This is a genomic window from Ensifer sp. 22460, from assembly GCF_052044935.1.
Taxonomy (GTDB): domain Bacteria; phylum Pseudomonadota; class Alphaproteobacteria; order Rhizobiales; family Rhizobiaceae; genus Ensifer.
On sequence record NZ_JBQENZ010000032.1, the window covers coordinates 16,272 to 37,908 of the forward strand.

Genomic DNA, 21,637 nt, shown 5'->3' on the forward strand with positions numbered 1-21,637 from the left:
TTCCCCGCGCCTTCCTCCCAGAGGGCGCAGGGACGGATCACGTCGTTATGTGTAAAGGTCGGCGTATTTCTGCCGCAGGACGTTCTTCTGGACCTTGCCCATGGTGTTGCGCGGCAGATCCTCGGTGAAGATGATGCGCTTGGGTTGCTTGTAGCGGGCGAGCCGGTCCTGGAGCGCGCCCAGGATCGCCTTTTCATCGAGCGTCGCGTCGGGCTTGCAAACGACGATGGCGGTGACGCCCTCGCCGAAATCGGGATGCGGAACGCCGATGACCGCGCTCTCGGCGACCCCCTCAAGCTGGTCGATCTCGCCTTCGACCTCCTTGGGATAGATGTTGTATCCGCCCGAAATCACCAGGTCCTTGCTGCGGCCGACGATGTGGACATAGCCTTGCCCGTCGATCTTACCGAGGTCGCCGCTGATGAAGAACCCGTCGGCGGTGAATTCCGCGGCCGTCTTCTCCGGCATGCGCCAATAGCCCTTGAAGACGTTCGGTCCCTTGATTTCGATCATGCCGGTTTCTCCCGGCGCAACCTCGCTGCCGGTCGCCGAATCGGTGACGCGCACCGTCACGCCGGGCAGCGGAAAGCCGACCGTTCCGGCAATCCGATCTCCATCATACGGGTTCGACGTGTTCATGTTGGTTTCGGTCATGCCGTAGCGTTCCAGGATCGCAAGACCGGTGCGCTTCCTGAATTCCACATGCGTTTCGGCGAGCAGCGGCGCCGAACCGGAGATGAAAAGGCGCATGTTCGCGACGGCCTGCCGGTCGAGGCGCGGGCTCTGCAGCAGGCGCACGTAAAAGGTCGGGACGCCCATCAGGAGAGTCGCCTGCACCATCAACGACACGACCTCGTCCGGGTCAAATTTCGGTAGCAGGAACATCGAGGCGCCGGCAAGCAATGTGACGTTGGTGGCGACGAACAGGCCATGGGTGTGGAAGATCGGCAAGGCATGGATCAACCGATCGTCAGCCGTGACGCGCCAGTAGTCGCGCAAGGTCAGGGCGTTCGAGAGCAGGTTGCCGTGGGTGAGCATCGCCCCCTTGGAACGTCCGGTCGTTCCCGACGTATAGAGGATCGCTGCCAGATCGTCGGCCGTGCGCGAAGCATCGACGAAGTCGGCTTGTTCGTCTCTCGCGAGATCGAGAAGCGAGCCGGTACCATCGGCGTCAAGGGTTTCGACAATCGCACCGTGAGGCTCGGCGATCGTTGAGACGCCTTCTCGGGCACTCGAGGACACGACAACCAGCCGCGGTTCGGCGTCGCTGATGAAATAGTCGAGCTCGGCAAGCGTATAGGCGGTATTGAGCGGCAGATAAACCGCGCCTGAGCGAAGGCACGCGAGATAGAGGATCAAGGCCTCGGAACTCTTGTCGATCTGCACGGCAACCCGGTCGCCTGGGCGGATGCCGAGCGTATCCATCGCGCTTGCGATGCGGCCCGACAGATCGAGCGCATCCTTATAGGTCCAGGTACGGCCGCCGTTCACCCGAATGAATGGCGCGTCACCCGATGCAGCGGCCCTTATGGCGTCGAAAAGATGGTTGCTCACGTTCGCCTCCTCCGATCCTTGAATTCACCATTTGCGCGAACGGCTGACAGCCTTGCTGGCGACAGTGCCGCGGCGGCCTTCGCCGTTCTGATTGAGCAAGCCCTTGACCGCCGGTGAGGCAACCACTTCGCCGCGCTGCGCCAGGGCCTCGTGGTTGGCGACGATGTCATCGAGCTGATAGAGATAGTTGACCATAAGGCCATGCGCCTGCTGCATCGCCTTGGCCGAGCGGTCGCCGAGAAAGTTCAGCCTCTCCAGTCGGGCGCCGTTGCCGAGATGAAACCGCGCCACCGGGTCGATCGGGCGACCCTCCGGTGTCCGTTCCATAAGGAAATAGCGCGCCGCAAGCGGCAACAGCACGCGCTCCACCTCGACCGCCATGTTCTCGTCATCAGTCCATTTCGGGTCATCGAGCAGCGTCAGAGCCCTGCAATCCGCAGCCGACAGCTCACTTGCGGCGTCGCGGGACTTGAGCCATCGGGCAAAGCCTGGAACGGGCGAGAGCGTGACGAATTTCTTCAGCGATGGCAGGTCCTTGCGCAGGTCTTCCACCACTTGCTTGATCAGGAAATTGCCGAAGGAAATCCCGCGCAAACCGTCCTGGCAATTGGAGATCGAATAGAAGACGGCGGTGGTCGCCTCGTCGGCGTTGATTTGCTCGCGGCCCTCGTCGAGAACGTCGCCAATAGCACTCGGCATCCATCGCGTGAGCGCCACTTCGACGAAGACAAGCGGTTCGTCCGTGAGCCTTGGATGGAAGAAGGCGAAGCAGCGGCGGTCGGCGGGGGCCAACCGGCGGCGCAATTCTTCCCAGCCGGAAATCTCGTGCACGGCTTCGTATTTGATGATCTTTTCCAGGACGTGAGCCGGCGTCGACCAATCGATCGGCCGAAGCGTCAGGAAGCCGCGGTTGAACCAAGAGCCGAAGAGGTGGGCGAAATCGGCGTCGAGCGCCTGGAAGCCGGTGGCTTGCTCTTTGGAGGCAAGCAGCTGCTCACGCATCCGGACAAGCTTGGCCGTACCGCTCGGCGCGTGGTTCAACCGGCGCAGCAGTTCCTGTCGCCGCGGTTCGGCCGCCTGGTGGAGTGCAATAATCGCGGTTGAACTCTTGTCGGTGCGGTAATTTTCAATCGCCTGGTCGAGTTTCACCGTGTCGGGTCCGAACTTGTCGGAAAGCATGTGAAAGAACCGCTGTACCCCGTCCGCGTCGAGTGCGTCCCAGCGGGCGAGTATTTCGGCGGCAAGAGCCATGCCAGAAGCTTCGCCCCGGCTCGATAGCAGCATCTCGCAGAGAGTTTCGAGATCGGCCTTGGCTGCGACCTCGGAGGCGCGTGAACCCGAAAACAGCAGCTTGCGTCCGCGATCGGTGATGCTCTGCAGCATGTCCGTGAAAAAAGAGGTCTCAGGCATGCCCATTCTCCCCTTCTCAAATTGCCGACCTGGTTGCGTTCTGCTTCCCATCGAGCGGCCTCGTCTGTAGTATGTAAACTGTCACAATGCGTATGCGACGTCAATAATCTTGTATGCAAGATAGATGTTTATGTATGAGGAAACGGAACAGATGTCCGAAAATGTCGGCCGGTGGCTTCGGGACGAGATTGAAAACGCAATTCTTTCCAATGAGTTCTCCCCTGGCGAGCGCTTGGACGAAATGGTGCTTGCCAATCGGTTCGGAGTCTCGCGGACGCCGGTGCGCGAAGCGCTGATGCAGCTCGACGCCATCGGCCTGATCGAAATCCGACCTCGCAGAGGGGCCGTCGTCATCGATCCGGGGCCGCACCGCATCTACGAAATGTTCGAGGTGATGGCGGAGCTGGAGGGGCTCGCCGGATCGCTCGCCGCCCGCCGGCTGGACGATGCGGCGCGCGAAGCAATCGCGGCAGCACACAAGCGTTGCGAGCTTTCGGCCGGAGCCGGCGACAGCGACGCCTATTATTACGACAACGAGGCATTTCATAATGCGATCTACGCCGCGAGCCGGAGCGACTTCCTCGCGGAGCAGTGCACGCAATTGCACCGCCGCCTGCGCCCCTATCGACGGCTTCAACTGCGGGTGCGCAATCGTCTGGCGACCTCCTTCACGGAACATTGTGCCATTGTCGACGCCATCTTTGCCGGGGACGGGGAGGAGGCGCGGCGCCTGCTCAGGGCGCATGTCGGGATACAGGGCGAGAGGTTCAGCGATCTGGTTGCAAGCATGGCGACCAGATGACCCGTCACCTGCTTCTTCGCGCTGCCGGAGGGCATGTGAGAACGACAGAGTTGCCAGCGGTTCGAATCTATTCAAGGCGATATATATATTTATGTGTGCGTCATTGTCGATCGATATGAGCACTTCTCTTCGACCGCTGGGCGACGCACTTAAATCAATCCGAGGTCAATGTAGCTATCATGCAGTGCCCAGTCGCCGGGGCCGAAACGGTCGCCGGCGAAATTGTGCTGGTGCCAGTACGGATAGATGTAGGGCGGGCGGCTGACCTTGTTCAGCGTGTCCAGCTCTTCCTCTGTCAGCTTTAGGTTGACGGCAGCGATATTGTCGCGGAACTGCTCTTCGCTGAGACCGCCGACCACGAGGCTGGCGATTGCTGGACGCGATAGCGTCCAGGCCAGCGAGACCTGTGCCACCGTGACGCCACGGACCTTTGCGATGATTTCGAGCGCATCGACGATCGTCCACAGGCGCTCTTGGTCGCGGATCGGCGGCTCGCTCCAGCCGGCAGCCTGGCGGGAATCGGCCGGCGCCCTGCCGCGGCCAAAGGCGCCGGAGAGGAGCCCGGCGGCGAGCGGGCTCCAGACCATGACGCCGAGGCCCTGATCGACGGAAATCGGTAGCAGCTCGTATTCAGCCTCGCGCGCTTCGAGCGTGTAGTGAATCTGCTGAGTCACGAAGCGTGGCAGGTTCTTCGCCTCCGCCACGCCCAGTGCCTTCATGATGTGCCAGCCGGAATAGTTGGAGCAGCCGATATAGCGGATCTTGCCCTGCTGGCGCAGCGTTTCGAGCGCGCCGAGCATTTCCTCGACCGGTGTCACGCCGTCCCATTCGTGCATGAAGTAGATGTCGATATGGTCGGTCTTCAGCCGCTTGAGGCTGAGTTCGCATTCGCGGATGACGTGGTAGCGCGAGGTGCCTTCGTCGTTCGGCCCGTCGCCGATGCGCATGCGTGCCTTGGACGAAATTAGCACCTTGTCACGCTTTTCGCCGAGGGCCTCGCCGAGAATTTCCTCCGAGCGGCCGAGCGAATACATGTTGGCCGTGTCGAAAAGGTTGACGCCACCGTCGATGCAGCAGTCGATGAGGCGGCGGGCTTCCGCCACGCTCTGGTTCGCCACGCGAGAAAACGCGCCGACCCCGCCGAAGGAGAAGGTGCCCATGGCGATGGCCGAAACCTTCAGGCCCGTGCGGCCGAGTGTCCTGTATTCCATGGTCTTCCTCTGCGTTTCTAATGCGCCTGCTGCCGTGCTGTCCGCCGTGGGCGATCCTGCGCGGTGTTCGATACGCCGTGCTCGTGGCTGGCACGCAGGACAAGCTCCGCGCCCACGAGGATCTTGACTGGCGGCTGCGGCTCGGCGGCGGCGATCAGGTCGTCGAGCACGGTGACGGCGAGGTAGCCGATCTTGCGCTTCGACACATCGATGGTCGTTAGGCCCGGCTCCATGGTCGCGCTCTGCGGCAGGTTGTCGAAGCCGATGATCGAAACGTCTTGCGGGATCGAGACGCCGTGTTCGCGCAGCGCCCGGATGAAGCCGTACGCAATGATGTCGTTGGTGCAGAAATAGCATTCCGCAAGGTCGAGGCCGGTGGAAAGCAGGGCGCGCGTATCGGTATAGGCCCCGTCATAGGTGGATTCCACCGAGAGGATGTCGGCCTCGTTCACCGGCAAGCCGAGCCGCGCCATGTTCTTGAAGAAGGCCTCGCGGCGCAGGCGGAAGTTGGTCGTGTCGACATGGGAAGCGACGAAGCCGATGCGCTGGAAACCCTGCATGCGGAAGCGCGACAGCGCTTTATAGACGGCGTCCTCGTTGTTCATATCGACGAAATTGGCGTCGAGCACGTCGTAGAACGTATCGATGAAGACGGTCGGCAGGCCGAGGCCCTGGATGAGGCGGATATCGGCCTCCGTCAGCTCCGTGCCGAGTGCGATGACGCCGGATATCGGTGCGCCGGCGAGCGATTCCGCCACGGTGCTGATCGGCTGGCCCTCGAAGCTTACCACTTCCAGCGTGTAGTTGCGCCGCGTCGCCTCGGCCGACATGCCGTCGATATAGTCGGAGATGAAGACGCTGTGGTCGCGGTTGACCGTGTGGCCATGCTTGGCGATCTTCAGGAAGCGTAGGGTTTCGCCTGGTTCCGCGCTGCTGCGTGTTGCCCGCGGCACGTAGTTGAGGCTCGCCACCGCCTCCAGCACCCGCGCCCGCGTCACACCGGAAATCTCTCCCTTGCCGTTCAATACAAGCGAGACCGTCGCGGCCGATACGCCCGCCGCCTCGGCGATGTCCCTGATGGTCAGTTTTCCCGGTTTCTTCATGCGGAGACAGGCTGCCTTTTATGCTGCGACTGCGAACAAGTTTACTAAACGATTTAGATGAACTTTGCGAGACGTAGGGCAATTTGGCGCGGATCGCAACCGATTTGCCGCCTAAACGGGGCTTGTCAGAACAAATTTCCTTTGATAGCGTTTTAGTGAAGTAATGGTTTGTTTAGTAAACAAATGGGAGGAGATCATGCAAAAAACCGGCGGGCAGCTGGCGATGCTGGTTGTCATAAACGGCCTATTGCTTGTGGCGGGCGCCCTGATCTCCGGCGGCTCGTTCCTTTCCGTTTTCAATCTCCAGTCCATGGCGAGCCAGGTGCCGGAAATCGGCCTTTTGGCCATCGGCGTGATGCTGGCCATGTGCGCCGGCAATGGCGGCATCGATCTTTCGGGCATCGCGCTTGCCAATCTCTCAGGCGTGCTGTCCGCTGTCATCGTCTCCTCCTTTCTGTCGGCGACGGACGGCGGCACGGCCTTCAGCCTCGCCTTCATCGCGGGCGCACTCCTCGTCGGCCTCGCCGGCGGCGTCATCAACGGCCTTCTCATCTCGCGGCTGAACATCACGCCCATCCTCTGCACGCTCGGCACCCAGATGGCCTTCATGGGGCTCGCGGTCGTGGTTTCCGGCGGCAAGGCCGTGACGGTTGGCAGCCCGGCACTGCTCTCCAGCGTGGGCAACGACATGATCGCCGCTGTCCCGATCAGCTTCATCGTCTTCGTGCTGGTCGCCGGCGTCATCGCCGCGCTCTTGAAGTTCACGCCCTATGGCCTGTGGCTGATGCTGATGGGCACCAATCCCAAGGCCGCCGTCTATGCGGGCTTTCCGAAGAACGGCGTGATCGTCGCCACCTATGCGATTTCCGGCACGCTGTCGGGTCTCGTCGGCGTCATCATTGCGGCGCGCAACGTCAACGTAAAGTTCGATTACGGCAGCTCCTATCTGCTTATTGCTATCCTGATTGCCGTGATGGCGGGCGTGAAGCCGGAGGGCGGCTACGGGCGCGTCGTCTGTGTCGTGCTTTCCGCCATCGCCCTGCAGCTCATGTCGAGCCTGCTCAATTTCGGCGGCCTTTCCAATTTCGTGCGCGATTTTGCCTGGGGCCTGCTGCTGCTCACGTTCCTGGCCGTCGGCCGCTACGACATCGCCGGCTTCCTGTCCCCGGGGCGCCGCTCGCAAACCCCTTCGGTGCCTGTCCCTCAAGCGCCGAAGTGAAACAGGAGGGAAAATTCGTGGAGGAAAACATGAAGTCGTTTTCGAAGAAGGTACTGGCTGGAACCACGGTTGCGGCCGTCGCGCTCGCAGGTTCTATCGGCGTGTTGGCTGCCCAGGAAAAGCCCGTCATCGCTACCGTGGTAAAGATCAGCGGCATTCCGTGGTTCGACCGCATGAACACGGGCGTTGTCGCCTATCAGGACGCCAATCCTGACGTCGTTGCAAGCCAGAGCGGTCCGGCGACGGCGGACTCGGCTCAGCAGTTGCAGATCGTCAACGACCTCGTCGCCAAGGGCGTCAACGCGCTTGCCGTCGTGCCGATGGACCCGGCTGTTCTGGAAGGCACGTTCCAGCGCGCCATGGAGCGCGGCATCGTGGTCGTGACGCACGAAGCCGACAACCAGATGAACACCAATGCCGACGTCGAAGCCTTCGACAATGCCGACTATGGCGCGGCGCTGAACGAGCGTCTGGCCGAGTGCATGGGCAAGGAAGGCAAGTGGACGACCTTCGTCGGTTCCCTAGGCAGCCGCACGCATATGCAGTGGGTCGGCGCCGGCGAGGAAAATGCCGAGAAGTATGCTGGCATGGAACTCGTCGACCCGAACAATGAATCCTTCGACGACGCCAACGGCACCTATGAAAAGGCCAAGGAAATCCTGCGCAAGCACCCTGATATTAAGGGCTTCCAAACCTCGGCGGGCAACGACGTCCTCGGCGTCGGCCGCGCCATTGACGAAGCGGGCTTGAGCGGCAAGGTTTGCCTCGTCGGCACCGGTCTGCCGAACCCGTCGGCCGACCTTCTCGAATCCGGCGCCATCACGGCGATCGGCTTCTGGGATCCGCAGAAGGCCGGCATGGCGATGAACGCCGTCGCCAAGCTGCTGCTGGCGAAGAAGGAAGTCACCGACGGCACAGACCTCGGCGTCGAAGGCTACAACAAGGTCTCGGTCAAGCAGGGCCCGGGCAAGGGTCTGCTGATCCTCGGCAACGGCATGGTCCTTGCCGACAAGGCGACCTACAAGGAACACCTGTTCTAATCCGGCAAACCGTCAGCCGGCCGGGAGGTTCACCTTCTGGCCGGAACCGTCCGGCGTGGCAACGCGCCGGTCAGCATGAGGACAATTTCCGTGGCGGCACAAGCACATACCGCGCAGCAATCGGCGGCGCTCCTTGAACTTAGAAACATCCAGAAATGGTTCGGCGGCGTCCATGCCCTGCGCGGCATCGACCTGACGCTCCAGCCGGGCGAAGCCTATCATCTTCTGGGTGAAAACGGCTGCGGCAAGAGCACCGTCATCAAGATCATGTCGGGCGCGCATGTGCCGTCCTCGGGCGAGATCGTGCTTGGCGGCGAGACCTTCTCGTCGCTGACGCCGATCCAGTCGCTCGCTGCCGGCATCGAGACCGTCTACCAGGACCTGTCGCTGCTGCCGAACCTCACCGTCGCCGAAAACGTCGCGCTGAACGAGCAGTTGGTGAACGGCAACGGCCGTCTCGCGCGCCTTTTCGATCGGAAGCGGTTGAGGGAGACGGCGGAGCGCGCGCTCGCCGCCACCGGCCTTCCAACCGACCGCGGCTTCCTCAACACCATCGTTTCCGACCTGCCGCTCGCCTCGCGCCAGCTCGTCGCTATCGCGCGCGCCATAGCGACCCGCGCCAAGCTCGTCATTATGGACGAGCCGACGACATCTCTGACGCGCCGCGAGGTGGATAATCTCATCCGCGTCGTCGAGCGGCTGCGCTCGGACAACGTCGCCGTGCTCTTCGTCACCCACAAGCTGGACGAATGTTACCGTATCGGCGGCCATGCCGTTGTCTTCCGCGACGGCCAGTGCGTGGCGCAAGGCCCCATCGCGAATTACAGCAAGAAGGAACTGGCCGAACTGATGACCGGCCGTTCCATCGATGCCCAGCGCTACCGCACCGGGAAACCCTCCGACGCCGAACTCCTCAAGGTCGACCGCCTTGTCGCTGATGGTGTGCGGGAGATCAGCTTTTCCATGAAGAAGGGCGAAATTCTCGGCATCACCGGCCTTGCCGATTCCGGCCGCAACGAACTCGCCATGGCCCTGACCGGCGTCGCGCCCGCGAGCGGCGGTGCGGTCAAGCTCGACGGCAAGACCGTCTCCGTGCGCTCGCCCGCCAAAGCCATCGAGCAGGGCATCGGCTATGTGCCGGAGGACCGGCTGGCGGAAGGCCTCTTCCTTGACAAGTCGATCCTTGAGAACGAGATCGCGCTCGTCGTCTCGCGCCTCGCCAATTCCCTCGGCGTCGTCGACCGGGAGGAGGGGCGCAAGATCGCCGCCCGGCTTTCCGAGGAAATGCGTCTCAACACGAAAAATCTCGACCTGCCGGTCGGCGCGCTTTCGGGCGGCAACCAGCAGCGCGTGCTGATCGGCCGCTGGCTGAGCATCGCACCGAAGCTGCTCGTGCTGCATGGGCCGACCGTCGGCGTCGATGTCGGCTCCAAGGACACGATCTACCGCGTCATCCAGATGCTTGCGGAAGCGGGCATGGGCCTCGTCATTGTCAGCGACGACCTGCCCGAGCTCCTGGAGAACACCGACCGCATCCTCGTTATGAACAGCGGCCGGGTGGTCGCGGAGATGGATGCGGGACAGGCAACAGAAGACCAACTCTACAAGGCGATGCTGGCGACCACGACGGAGACTGTGCAATGAGCGTTTCACGGACCGATGAATTCCACGACGCTGCCGACCCGTCGCGTTCCTTCAGCTTCGGTGACCTCGTTCGCCGCCGACCGGAGACCATCACCTTCCTGCTGCTGGTGGCGATCTGCGTGGCCGTCGCCATCGTCAACCCGGCTTTCCTCCAGCCCTCGACGCTCATAGACATCGGCCGCGCCAGTGTGGTCATGGGCCTGTTCGCGCTCGGCGTCTTCATCATCCTGGCGGCGGGCGGTATCGACGTGTCCTTTACGGCGATCGCGGCCTTCACCATGTATTCAATGACGGTGCTGGTGCAGACCTACCTGCCGAACCTGCCCATCGTCGTCGTCATCCTCATGGCGACGCTCGGCGGTGCGGCGCTCGGCATCATCAACGGTCTGCTGGTCCATCACCTGAAGGTGCCGTCGCTGATCGTCACCATCGGCACGCAGTATCTGTTCCGCGGCTTTCTGCTCTCCTTCATCGGCACGGTCTGGATAATGTCCCTTCCGCCGCAGATGGGCGCCTTCGGCCGCATGCCGCTCGTCCAGTTCGAGGCCGCCAACGGCGCGCTGATCACGCTGCCGTTCTACTTTCTCGTGCTGCCTGTTGCGGCCTTCGTGACCTGGTGGATCCTCAACCGCACCTTGATGGGACGCGCCATCTTCGCCGTCGGCGGCAATGCCGATATAGCAAGCCGCCTCGGCTACAGCCTGCGCACCGTGCATGTTTTCCTGTTCGGCTATGCGGGCGCGCTCGCGGGCCTTGCCGGCATCATCCATGTTTGCGCCAACCGGCAGGCCAATCCCTTCGATCTCGTCGGCACCGAGATCAACGTCATCGCCGCCGTCGTGCTCGGCGGCGCGCGCATCACCGGCGGCACGGGCACGGTCCTCGGCACCCTTCTCGGCGTGCTCCTGATCGTCGTGCTCAACAGCGTGCTCGTCATGGTCGGCATTCCTAGCACCTGGCAGCGGCTCGTCGTCGGCAGCTTCATCCTGCTCGCCGCCGCCTTCTTCGTCACGCGCCAGCGCAAGAAATAACCCCCCACTCCCGGAGGAAACTTATGAAGAAGTTCCTGAACGACCCCGTCAACTTCGTCGACGAAATGCTCGAAGGCATCTACAAGGCGCATCCCACCGTCACCTATACGGCCGATGACTTGCGCTGCCTCGTGACGGCCAAGACCATGCCCGGCAAGGTCGGCATCGCCACCGGCGGCGGTTCGGGGCACCTGCCTACCTTCCTCGGCTTCGTCGGTGACGGCATGCTGGACGGCGCGGCAGTCGGCGGCGTCTTCCAGTCGCCCAGCGCCGAGCAGATGTACCAGGTGACCAAGCACATCGATCAGGGCGCCGGCGTCCTCTACATCTACGGCAACTATACCGGCGACATCATCAACTTCGACATGGCGGCCGAACTTGCCGATCTCGACGGCATCGCCGTCAAGCAGGTCGTCGGCAACGACGACGTCGCCTCGTCCATCGTTGGCGAAGAGCACAAGCGTCGCGGCGTGGCGGGCATCTTCTTCATCTACAAGACCGCCGGCGCCGCCGCCGCCGAGGGCCTATCGCTGGATGAGGTGGCGCGCCTTGCCGACAAGGCACGTTTGCGCACCCGCACCATGGGCGTCGCGCTTTCGAGCTGTGTCGTCCCGGAAATCGGCCACGCCACCTTCTCCATCGGCGAGGACGAGATGGAGATTGGCATGGGCATCCATGGCGAGCCCGGCATCAGCCGCAAGAGGCTCGCGCCGGCTGATGCCGTCGTCGACGAGATGATGGAGCGCGTCTTTGCGGAAACGGACTACAAGCAGGGCGACAATGTTGCAGTGCTGATGAACGGCCTCGGCGGCACGCCGCTCGAAGAACTCTACATCCTCTTCCGCCGTGTCTCGCAGCTTCTAGAAGCGCGCGGCGTTACCGCCAAGTATGTCTGGGTCGGAGAGTTCGCCACTTCGATGGAAATGGCCGGCGCTTCGATTTCGATCCTGCATCTCGACGAGGAGCTGGATCGCCTGATCGCCGCCCCGGCGAACACGCCCTTCTTTCAGCATGTTGCGGGTTGATGCCATGACGCTCCAGACATTGAATGCAGCCGATCTCATCGACCTCTTCAAGAGCTGGAAGGAGCTCTTTGCCGAACAGCGCGAATTCCTTATCGCCCTCGACGGCAAGGTGGGTGACAGCGATCTCGGCATCACCATGAGCAAGTCCTTCGCCGCCGCCGCCGAAGCGCTGGAAGCCGAAGGTGAAGCGGCGGGCATCGCCAAGCTGCTGCGCACCGCCGGCGCCACCATGGCCCGCAAAGCGCCCTCCACCATGGGCACGCTGACGGCGACCGGGTTCCTGCGCGCAAGCAAGGCCGTCGAAGGCAAGGATGTGTTGGACACCGCCGGCATGGCCGCCTTCTGGCGCGCCTATCGTGACGGCGTTGCCGAACGCGGCAAGGCGAAGGTCGGCGACAAGACGCTGCTTGACGTGCTCGACCCCATCGCGACGACGCTGGAAGCGCAGGCGTCCGCCGGTGTCTCGCTTTCGGATGCGCTGAACGTGACGGCGGATGCAGCCGAACAGGCGCTGGAGGCCACCAAGTCCATGCTCGCGCAGCATGGCAAGGCGGCGGCGTTCCAGGAAAAGACGGTCGGCTTGCAGGATGCCGGCGCGACAGTCGGCGCTTTCCTGATCCGTCGCATGGCGCAATTCGTGACGGGCGATAGAACTCGGTCATCCAACCGTCAGTGAGTATGGCCTCATGACCCAGTCCCCGGATCGCAACTCCCGCTATGTCGTCGGTGTCGATGTCGGCACCGCCAACGCACGGGCCGGCCTGTTCGACCTTTCGGGGGCGATGCTCGCTTCCGCCAAGCGGGACATTTCGCTGTTCCGTGAGGCGGGAGCAATCGTCGAGCAATCGAGCGCCGAGATCTGGGATGCGGTCTGCTCGAGCGTCCGCGAGGCGGTCACTTCCGCGGGCGTCGATCCGGCCGCGGTGATCGGCCTCGGCTTCGACGCCACCTGCTCGCTCGTCGTGCTCGGCGACGGGGGGGCACCGCTCGCGGTCGGCCCGTCGGAGCGACCGGAACGCGACATCATCATGTGGATGGACCACCGCGCCGTCGGCCAGGCGGAGCGGATCAACGCGGTGGGCCACGAGGTGCTGCGATATGTCGGCGGGCGCGTCTCGCCGGAAATGCAGACGCCGAAGCTGCTCTGGCTGAAGGAAAACCGGCCGCAGGTTTTCGCCACCGCCTGGCAGTTCTTCGACCTTGCCGATTTTCTCACCTGGAAAGCGACGGGTGACCTCGCCCGTTCGACCTGCACGGTCACCTGCAAATGGACCTATCTCGCGCATGAGAACCGTTGGGATCCAAGCTATTTTGAGAAGATAGGTCTTGGGGAGCTTGCCGAAGAAGGTTTTGGCCGGATTGGCACTCGTATCGTCGAGCCGGGCACGCGGCTTGGGTATGGGCTGACGCAGGAAGCAGCGGCCGCGATGGGCATGCAACGTGGAACGGCCGTAGCGGCGGGTATGATCGATGCCCACGCAGGCGGAATTGGCACAGTCGGCATCGGCGGCCGTCCGACGGAAAACCTAGCCTATGTGTTCGGCACCTCATCATGCACAATGACCTCGACGCAAGATCCTGTCTTTGTGCCCGGCGTCTGGGGTCCGTATTACTCGGCCATGGTGCCCGGCGTGTGGCTCAATGAAGGCGGCCAGAGCGCTGCGGGCGCTGCCATCGATCAGCTGCTTGCCTTTCATCCGGCCGCACCGGAAGCGGCCGCGCGGGCGCAAGCGCGAGGAATTCCGCTACCTGTCCTCCTGGCCGAGGCAGTCTCCGCCAAGGCGCCGTCGTTGTCTGAGGCCGTGCACCTTGCTGCCGACCTACATGTGGTGCCCGAGTTCCTCGGCAATCGCGCGCCCTTTGCAGATCCGCATGCAAGGGCCGTCATAGCCGGTCTTGGCATGGAACGGGATTTTGATAGCCTCGTTGCGCTTTACGTCGCCGGTCTATGCGGCATCGGCTACGGATTGCGGCAGATCATCGAGACGCAGGCTAGGGAGGGAGCCTCTGTCGAGCGGGTAGTCATTAGCGGTGGGGCGGGGCGTAGCGGCTTCGTTCGCCAACTCCTTGCCGATGCCTGCGGCAAGGCTGTCGTTGCGCCGTACGCGGAAGAACCGGTCTTGCTCGGCTCTGCCATTCTTGGGGCCGTTGCCTCCGGCGCCTTTGCCGACGTTGCGGCTGCCATGGCGACGCTCAGCACCGTCTCCGCGGCCTATGAGCCTGCTGGCGGCGAAATCGCCGAGAAGCATCAAAGACGCTTCTGCTTCTTCGAGGGTCTTCAGACTTTCGCGCGCTCGACGCTGGGCCTTTAACAGTCTGGGCCTTGTGGGCTTTCCGACTTCAGCGCCTGGGTGTGGCAGGCTCCTGCGACTGATATCTGCGAGCAGCGATTTTAGCTCGGCCAATTCTGCCGGAAAATCAAGAAACCTGCGGAATAGCTTCATTGTATTGCGTGTGGCCGCGATGGAAGATGCGGATGGCGAAAACGACGCCAACAATCAGAACACCAACGCCGGCAGTCTCAACTCCCGTCGGCCACCGCGTGTGAACAACAAGGCCGCCGATGACGCCGAAGGCTGTCTCTGAAACGATCAGCTGAGCCGCTAACGCCACGGGCAAGCGTCGGGACGCGACATTCCACGCCCACACCCCGCCTACGGTCGCCATCAGCGCAAGCGATGAACCCCAAAGGTAGAGGGAGCCGGCAGAGCCCCAACCGAACCCGAGTGCGGGCAGCTGGAACAGCCCAACCGCAGCACCGATCGGAAAAAAGACGAGCATCTCGACGCCGCCACTGACCAGTATGAGCGCGGACCATGTGCCCAAGGGCATATCAGGTCGGACAGCAAGCGCTGCCTGATTGGCGATGGCAAACCAGACCCAAAGCGCGACAGCTGTGAGTGCCAACGGAATGCCGATCCAGAGCGTTTCATCCAATCTCAAGCTTTCGGCCGTGAAGGCGGTACCGTTTACCAAGAGGAGGCCAATCAGCACCAGCCCGAGCGGTATCACTAGAAGGTGCCAAGGCAGTGATCCCTGACGTCGATTGCCGACGATTGCCAGGACGATCGGCACGAGGCCCAGAAAGGCGGGTGCGATGACCGGCCCGCAGAAGATGGCGGCGCCGGTCACCGCGAGGAAGTAGCCGACATAGCCGATGAAGGCCAACGTTGCCGTGGCAAGCCAGTTTCGAAGCGTGAGATGTCGCAACGGATCCTTTTCGGAGACCAGAATGGCGACGCCCACCATCGCCGCGACGAGATGGCGGACAAGGGCGAAATCGAACGTGGAATAGTCGCCGATGATGAAGGGAACGATAAAGTTGAGCGAAAAGCCGAAGGCCGCGAATAGGGCCGCAAGTACGCCGATGGTGAATTGCTTGTCCATGGTGTGATCTACCTAACGTATCGATCGGGGGCGGTTACCGATGCCTCTTGGCGGGCAAAGCATGGATGCGTGGCGGCCCTGGGGAGGACGAGGTCGTTCCGCTCGCGGCAAGCGCGAACCATTTCGGCTTCGTCCTTCGCGGCGGCCCGTAAAATGGAGCCGGTTTTCAGCTCGATACTCACGGGGATGGTCCTTTCTCGATTGCGTCGAACGTATCCTGTGCGCCCCTGTCGGTGGCTATGCAAGCGAGTTTAGAACCGTGCCGGCTTTGCGAGAATTGCCACCGCTTGGCAGGCACTCAACCGTTTTTCGGCATAATCAGGCGTGTCTGTTCTCGCACAACGGGGCCGTGCGAACCGTAGGTGCGAACGTTGGGCATCGATTCTCGGTCTCGACGGAGCCAAGCGGGGCTTCCGTTTTCCGTCATGCAACTCGATCGGGACGGTCGGACTTATGCCGCGCTTCCGACACTGCACGACGTCCTCGGCGATGCCTGGGCGGCTTACCGCTTCCTTGTCACGCCGCACGCCGCCTTGGACGGTCGGACGGGTCTCGACGCGCTGATACGCGGTCGACATCGAGACCATTGCTGCCCGTCGTCGATTTGGACGTATCTATGCGAGCGCCTTTCCCGACCCGTTAGGATGCGGAAAGGCGCCGAGCCGGTTCAGTGCCCCCCGCCGGCGTAACCCGGCAGGGCGGTTTGGCGTCGCCCCCGGAAATTGAGCTTTTCGTGACAAACGTGGCCCTCAAGAATGATTGGCTTAAGCTCTCAGTCCTTCAAGCCGCCCAATTTCATCCAGACCAATCAAGTGGAACGTCGGGTCGCTTCGACTACCATTTGTGAAGTTCTTGCGAAGGGATCGTCACGGTTGCTTCGTTGAATTGGCCGGCACCTTTCGGCAAGGTGTCACTGACCATCTGGCGCGATTCCCGCGTGAAGGACTGACCGTTTGTTGATGAAGACGAGCCTTGATCACCTCCCCGAAGCCAAGCGGCGCCATCTCGCCAGAGCGCTCGAAATCCTGCGCGAGGAGTTTGAGGACGCGTTGGCTGGGGGCGAGGCTGATTTCAAAAAGAAAGGGCGCATCCTTAAAGTCATTCTCTTTGGTAGCCATGCCCGCGGCGACTGGGTCGATGAAGCGCATACCGGCAAGGGCTATCGCTCCGATTACGACCTGTTGGTGATTGTCAACAATCGCAAACTGACGGACTTTACCAGATTCTGGAACAACGCCGCCGACCGGCTGTTGAATGAGCGGGAACTGAAGGGCATCCAAGTGTCGTTCATCGTACATTCGCGCCGGGAGGTGAATACGGAAATCAAGCGTGGGCATGGTTTCTTCTGTGACATCCGTCAGCAAGGTATTGTGCTTTACGAGCTCGACAGCGAGCCGCTGGCCGAGCCGCAGCCGATGTCTGTTGCCGAACAGCTGAAGGTCGCTCAAAGTCACTATGAGAACCGTTTCCCACATGCAGAAGGGTTCGTCATAGGCGCAGAGTTTCATTGGAAGGGTGGTCGTCCCAACCACGCCGCTTTCGAACTTCATCAAGCCATCGAGCACGCTTACTCAACCGTGCTTCTTGTGCTGAAAAACTACGGCCCACCGTCTCACAACTTGCGCTTTTTGCGCGGGCTTGCCGAGGATCTCGATCGTCGCCTCGTCGAGGCTTGGCCGAATGATCAGCAACGCTTTGTTTCCTGGTTCAACACCATCAACGAGGCCTACGTGAAGGCGCGTTACTCCAAGCACTATCAGATCAGCGAGGAAGCCTTGTCCTTTCTGGTGGAGCGCACGCAGGTTCTTCACGCGCTAGTCAAAACGGTCTGCGAAGATCACTTGGCTCGGTTGGGCGAGGAAACCCAAGATAAGTTGTGATTTGCAGACCATGCCGCGTTGACGGACCTTCTGTCCGGAAAGCGGTGACGCCCGTCGCAAGACGAGAGGCCGCGAACCTCATGGATGTCCATGAGATGAACGTGCGGCGGGGGTGCAGGATCACAGGAGTGAAACAGGTACGGCGATGTCTCTCTCGCGGCGTCTATCGTGATGCGATCGTTGCCCCCGTCACCAGTCGTTGCGATTGGCGGTCGCGCGGCAGAATGCAGGCGTGGCATTTGCCTGAAAGTCGTGCGATCGGGCCGACGGGACAACTGCGCGCCGGCCCGATTCGTTTTCCTGGTGGCACTGATAGCGCGCCACCACAGGCGCTGGCCCCACGCGCCAATTTGGCTCTTCCTCCAGAAATATTTTCTGCTGAGTGACCGCGACGACAGAACGTCCCGGAGCCCGTTAGTGTCCCGGGCCTTCGGGGCGTTTCCGGCGCCGAAGAAAGCGGCGTTAGACCCCGGTTGCCGGCTCGAAACGGGGCGTTGGAAGGGACTTGTTAACCTTCATTTCCTATCGCTTAGAAGGCCCCTCGGCGATGTCTCTAGCTCTTCCAGGACCCATGCGTATTCCCAGGACAAACTTCTCACAGGCTGCTTTGCATGATGCAAACCAGGCGGATTATTTCGATGGTCCGCAGGATGATGCGTTGAGCGGTATGCCCACCCATGAGGCGGCGACCGCCGACCCCTATCAGTTGTACGAGGCGCCCGCGGCGCCCCGCAAGCCGGCCAACCAGCAGACCGAAACCATGAGCCGCGCGACGCGGCTCTACGGGCATGGTTCCGCCTATGCGCCGGCACAGGTGACGGCGACGACCAGCGAGCCTTTGCCGACCCTCTCGGAGATCGCCGGGCACTATGGCGACTCGACCTGGGAGAGCCATTTCTTCCTGGCGCCGAACGTCCGCTTTACCCGTACGCCGGAGCGCGAATTCATGAAGCGGCGCGCTCCGCAGGTCGAGGAAAGCGATACGGCCACCGAAGATATGTCGGCGGCCGAAATCGAAGCGGCAACCGTCGAGGTGACGGTGGAGCCTGCGCCGGTTTCTGCAGAGACTGTCGAGTCCGTCGTGATCGCTCCGGTTGAACCGGTGCAGGCGGAAGCGTCGGCTCCCGCCGCTGACGGTGCGCCGCAGGCCGAGGTCACGCTGCCGTCCTATAGCCCGTCCGAACTGTTGCGGATGCTGACCAACCAGCTGCCGACCTGGACGGCGGCGCAAAACACGATCGAGCCGCCGATGCTCGAGCGCGTCGAGGCTCCGGCCGATGACAGCGTCGCACTTGCCCCGGTTCTGACGACGCCGATCGCCGTTTCCGAGGTCGTCACGGAGGTTCAGCCCGCACCGTCTCAAGCGGCCAGCACTGTCGCCGATGATGGCGCCGCGCATTCGAGCTTCCTGTCCGACTTTGCCTTCTTCGAATTCGGCCCGGCCGACGACGTCGAGGTTGCCGGCGAAGAAGACACGCATCCGAAGCCCTTTGTCGAGACGCCCGCCCCGGCACCGATGACACCCGTCGTTGCATCCGCCGCCGTGGCGCACGCTGCGATCACTCCGCCGGCGCCCGTACGCCCGGTTGAGATCCGCCGCATGCCGCCGACGGCGATCACCTCGCTGTTCCGCGTCGTCGACGTCCGTGGCGCAAAGCCAGAAGAGATTCCGGCACCGCAATCGCTTGCCGCCGCTGCCGAGGTCGTTGCCGACGTTGCGCCGGTCGCCGTTGCCGCGGAACCCGTGTCCGTCGCCCCAGCTGAAATCATCGCCGCAGAACGCGTCGAAAGCGATCCGGCACCCGTCGCGTCGAAAGCCGCGATCACCATGCCGGCACAGGTCACTCGCGCGCCGAACACAATGCCGGCGATCGGTGTAGTCGAACGCACATTTGCCGGGGACGCCTACGAGTTTCCGTCCGAGGACCTCCTGCAGGAGGCGCCTGTCGGCCAGGGCTTCTTCATGACCCAGGAGCAACTCGAGCAGAATGCCGGCCTGCTTGAGAGCGTGCTGGAAGATTTCGGTGTCAAGGGCGAGATCATTCACGTCCGCCCGGGCCCGGTCGTAACCCTCTATGAATTCGAGCCGGCGCCGGGCGTGAAATCGTCCCGTGTTATCAACCTCGCAGACGATATCGCCCGCTCCATGTCGGCGCTTTCGGCCCGTGTCGCGGTGGTTCCCGGCCGTAACGTCATCGGCATCGAACTGCCGAACGCGACGCGCGAGACCGTCTACTTCCGCGAGCTGATCGAATCCGTCGATTTCCGCAAGACCGGCTACAAGCTGGCGCTTTGCCTGGGCAAGACGATCGGTGGTGAACCTGTCATCGCCGAGCTTGCGAAGATGCCGCACCTGCTCGTTGCCGGCACCACCGGTTCGGGCAAGTCGGTCGCGATCAACACCATGATCCTGTCGCTGCTCTACCGGCTGAAGCCGGAAGAATGCCGCCTGATCATGGTCGATCCGAAGATGCTCGAACTTTCCGTCTATGACGGCATCCCGCACCTGCTGACGCCGGTTGTTACCGATCCGAAGAAGGCGGTGATGGCGCTGAAGTGGGCCGTGCGCGAGATGGAGGACCGTTACCGCAAGATGTCGCGGCTCGGGGTGCGCAACATCGACGGCTACAACCAGCGTGCCGCTGCCGCCCGCGAAAAGGGCGAGCCTGTAATGTGCACGGTCCAGGCTGGCTTCGAGAAGGGCACCGGCGAGCCGCTGTTCGAGCAGCAGGAAATGGATCTGGCGCCGATGCCCTACATCGTCGTCATCGTCGACGAGATGGCCGACCTGATGATGGTCGCCGGCAAGGAGATCGAAGGTGCGATCCAGCGGCTGGCGCAGATGGCGCGTGCCGCCGGTATCCACCTGATCATGGCGACGCAGCGTCCCTCGGTCGACGTCATCACCGGCACGATCAAGGCCAACTTCCCGACCCGCATCTCGTTCCAGGTCACCTCGAAGATCGACAGCCGCACGATCCTTGGCGAACAGGGCGCCGAACAGCTGCTCGGCCAGGGCGACATGCTGCACATGCAGGGCGGCGGACGCATCGCCCGTGTACACGGTCCCTTCGTCTCCGATCTGGAAGTCGAACACGTGGTCGCGCATCTGAAGACCCAGGGACGCCCGGAATACCTCGAGACCGTTACGGCCGACGAGGAGGAAGAGGAGCCCGAGGAGGAGACGCCGGTCTTCGACAAGAGCGCACTTGCGTCCGAGGACGGCAACGAACTCTACGACCAGGCGGTCAAGGTGGTCCTGCGCGACAAGAAGTGCTCGACCTCCTACATACAGCGCCGTCTTGGCGTCGGCTACAATCGTGCTGCTTCGCTGGTCGAGCGCATGGAGAAGGAGGGGCTGGTCGGTCCCGCCAACCATGTCGGCAAGCGCGAGATCATCTACGGCAATCGCGACCACATGAGCGCGCCCGACAACGACGATATGGATTGATTTCGGTCGGTTGGTGTGCCGGCGGGCTACTTCGGCACTATCGCATTAAAACCAGGGCCGCCGTCGACAAGTTGTTGGCGGCGGCTTTCTTATGCAGATTTCGGTGGTAATCTCCCCGCGGCCACCGGGCGTGTCTACCCTCTGGGCGTCGCCAATGGGATGATGTGATCGATGCAGGCAGCAGGGCAGCGCCGCCATGGCGCAACGATTTGGTACAGTCTTGCGCTCGCCATTGTCCTTCATGCCATCGTCATCCTGGCACTCTGCTTCGTTCCTGAACCTGAGCCCCCAATTCCTCTCCCGGAGGAAAGCGTCGCCGTTGAAATAGTGTACCTGCCGACGGTTGCTGCGGAAACAACCAAGCCAAAGTCCGGTGCCTCTCGGGTCGGCGAGGCAGTTGCGCAAGAAGCCGCGCCCGAACGGGCCGTACCTGCGGCGACATTGCCGGACGTGCAGCCGGCAATTCAAGCCAAGCAGTTCTTTTCGGCGGCAATTCTCGCCGACCCGCGCAGCAAGCAGGCGCTGAAGGGGCTCTCCCAGCTCGCGGCGGATGAACGCATTGTCCAGATTTGCAGTCTCGAGGCTATGGAGCAGGTTCATCGCTGGCGAGTTGATTTCAAACCGGATTTTCTCGTTGCCTACGCCATGGCGGATATCCGATTGGCAGGTACGAACCTGCGCGCCGATGGTGCTGCATTTCGCAGCAACGACCGCTGGTACAACATTAAGTTCGACTGCGAAGCTGCCCCGGATATCAAGAGCGTCGTCGCGTTCGAATTTCAGGTTGGCGATGAGATTCCTGAAAGTGAGTGGGAGGCGCACTTCCTCTCCGCTGGCACCAGAGCCCGCTGATCGCGGCAATGGTCGACGTCCGACCGCT

General features: G+C 62.4%; 15 protein-coding genes and 2 pseudogenes. 12 read left to right on the forward strand and 5 right to left on the reverse strand.

Going from position 1 to position 21,637, the window contains the following annotated elements; genetic code table 11:
• Positions 1-45 precede the first annotated feature (45 nt).
• Complete coding sequence (locus ACTJKM_RS30175; protein ID WP_440638804.1) at positions 46-1,554, reverse strand: malonate--CoA ligase; 1,509 nt, start codon at positions 1,552-1,554, stop codon at positions 46-48.
• Positions 1,508-2,964, reverse strand: a pseudogene (locus ACTJKM_RS30180) (malonyl-CoA decarboxylase). Before ACTJKM_RS30180 ends, ACTJKM_RS30175 begins: the two are co-directional and overlap by 47 nt.
• Positions 2,965-3,115: 151 nt before the next feature.
• Here ACTJKM_RS30180 and ACTJKM_RS30185 point away from each other — a divergent pair.
• Positions 3,116-3,766 carry a GntR family transcriptional regulator gene (locus ACTJKM_RS30185; RefSeq protein ID WP_058328139.1) on the forward strand — a complete coding sequence of 217 codons (651 nt, stop codon included), beginning with the start codon at positions 3,116-3,118 and terminating at the stop codon, positions 3,764-3,766.
• A gap of 149 nt (positions 3,767-3,915) precedes the next feature.
• Here ACTJKM_RS30185 and ACTJKM_RS30190 read toward each other — a convergent pair whose 3' ends face one another.
• A complete protein-coding gene (locus tag ACTJKM_RS30190) occupies positions 3,916-4,977 on the reverse strand; it encodes an aldo/keto reductase (RefSeq protein WP_058328093.1) in 1,062 nt (353 codons plus the stop codon).
• Positions 4,978-4,994: 17 nt separating this feature from the next.
• A complete protein-coding gene (locus ACTJKM_RS30195; RefSeq protein WP_058328094.1) occupies positions 4,995-6,080 on the reverse strand; it encodes a LacI family DNA-binding transcriptional regulator in 1,086 nt (361 codons plus the stop codon).
• 196 nt (positions 6,081-6,276) lie between these two features.
• Between ACTJKM_RS30195 and ACTJKM_RS30200 the strand changes: the two genes are divergently transcribed.
• From ACTJKM_RS30200 to ACTJKM_RS30230, 7 genes are all read left to right on the forward strand, one after another.
• Positions 6,277-7,299: an ABC transporter permease gene (locus tag ACTJKM_RS30200; protein WP_058328095.1), complete on the forward strand. Its 1,023-nt coding sequence runs from the start codon at positions 6,277-6,279 to the stop codon at positions 7,297-7,299.
• Positions 7,300-7,328: 29 nt separating this feature from the next.
• Positions 7,329-8,339, forward strand: coding sequence for a substrate-binding domain-containing protein (locus ACTJKM_RS30205; RefSeq protein WP_058328140.1), 1,011 nt, complete (start codon positions 7,329-7,331; stop codon positions 8,337-8,339).
• Positions 8,340-8,414: 75 nt separating this feature from the next.
• A complete protein-coding gene (locus ACTJKM_RS30210) occupies positions 8,415-9,983 on the forward strand; it encodes a sugar ABC transporter ATP-binding protein (RefSeq protein ID WP_440638801.1) in 1,569 nt (522 codons plus the stop codon).
• Complete coding sequence (locus ACTJKM_RS30215; protein WP_058328097.1) at positions 9,980-11,014, forward strand: ABC transporter permease; 1,035 nt, start codon at positions 9,980-9,982, stop codon at positions 11,012-11,014. Before ACTJKM_RS30210 ends, ACTJKM_RS30215 begins: the two co-directional genes overlap by 4 nt.
• Positions 11,015-11,037: 23 nt before the next feature.
• Complete coding sequence (locus ACTJKM_RS30220; protein WP_058328098.1) at positions 11,038-12,039, forward strand: dihydroxyacetone kinase subunit DhaK; 1,002 nt, start codon at positions 11,038-11,040, stop codon at positions 12,037-12,039.
• A 4-nt stretch (positions 12,040-12,043) separates the two neighbouring features.
• On the forward strand, positions 12,044-12,715 hold the full coding sequence (locus ACTJKM_RS30225; RefSeq protein WP_440638798.1) for a dihydroxyacetone kinase family protein: 672 nt from the start codon (positions 12,044-12,046) through the stop codon (positions 12,713-12,715).
• A gap of 10 nt (positions 12,716-12,725) precedes the next feature.
• Entirely contained in the window at positions 12,726-14,351 is a 1,626-nt protein-coding gene (locus ACTJKM_RS30230; RefSeq protein WP_440638796.1) for an FGGY-family carbohydrate kinase, read from the forward strand.
• A gap of 106 nt (positions 14,352-14,457) precedes the next feature.
• Here the strand turns inward: ACTJKM_RS30230 and ACTJKM_RS30235 are convergent, their stop codons facing one another.
• Entirely contained in the window at positions 14,458-15,426 is a 969-nt protein-coding gene (locus ACTJKM_RS30235) for an EamA/RhaT family transporter (RefSeq protein ID WP_440638794.1), read from the reverse strand.
• Between the two features lie 381 nt (positions 15,427-15,807).
• On the opposite strand from ACTJKM_RS30235, the pseudogene ACTJKM_RS30240 reads away from it, so the two are divergent.
• The 4 genes and pseudogenes from ACTJKM_RS30240 to ACTJKM_RS30255 all read left to right on the forward strand — a co-directional run.
• A pseudogene (locus ACTJKM_RS30240) lies at positions 15,808-16,010 on the forward strand (XRE family transcriptional regulator); the annotation flags it as partial.
• A gap of 375 nt (positions 16,011-16,385) precedes the next feature.
• On the forward strand, positions 16,386-17,306 hold the full coding sequence (locus tag ACTJKM_RS30245) for a nucleotidyltransferase and HEPN domain-containing protein (protein ID WP_058328101.1): 921 nt from the start codon (positions 16,386-16,388) through the stop codon (positions 17,304-17,306).
• 571 nt (positions 17,307-17,877) lie between these two features.
• Positions 17,878-20,757 carry a DNA translocase FtsK gene (locus ACTJKM_RS30250; protein ID WP_440638792.1) on the forward strand — a complete coding sequence of 960 codons (2,880 nt, stop codon included), beginning with the start codon at positions 17,878-17,880 and terminating at the stop codon, positions 20,755-20,757.
• A 171-nt stretch (positions 20,758-20,928) separates the two neighbouring features.
• The gene (locus tag ACTJKM_RS30255; RefSeq protein WP_440638790.1) at positions 20,929-21,609 is read left to right on the forward strand and encodes a DUF930 domain-containing protein; all 681 of its coding nucleotides are present in this window, start codon (positions 20,929-20,931) and stop codon (positions 21,607-21,609) included.
• Positions 21,610-21,637 lie beyond the last annotated feature (28 nt).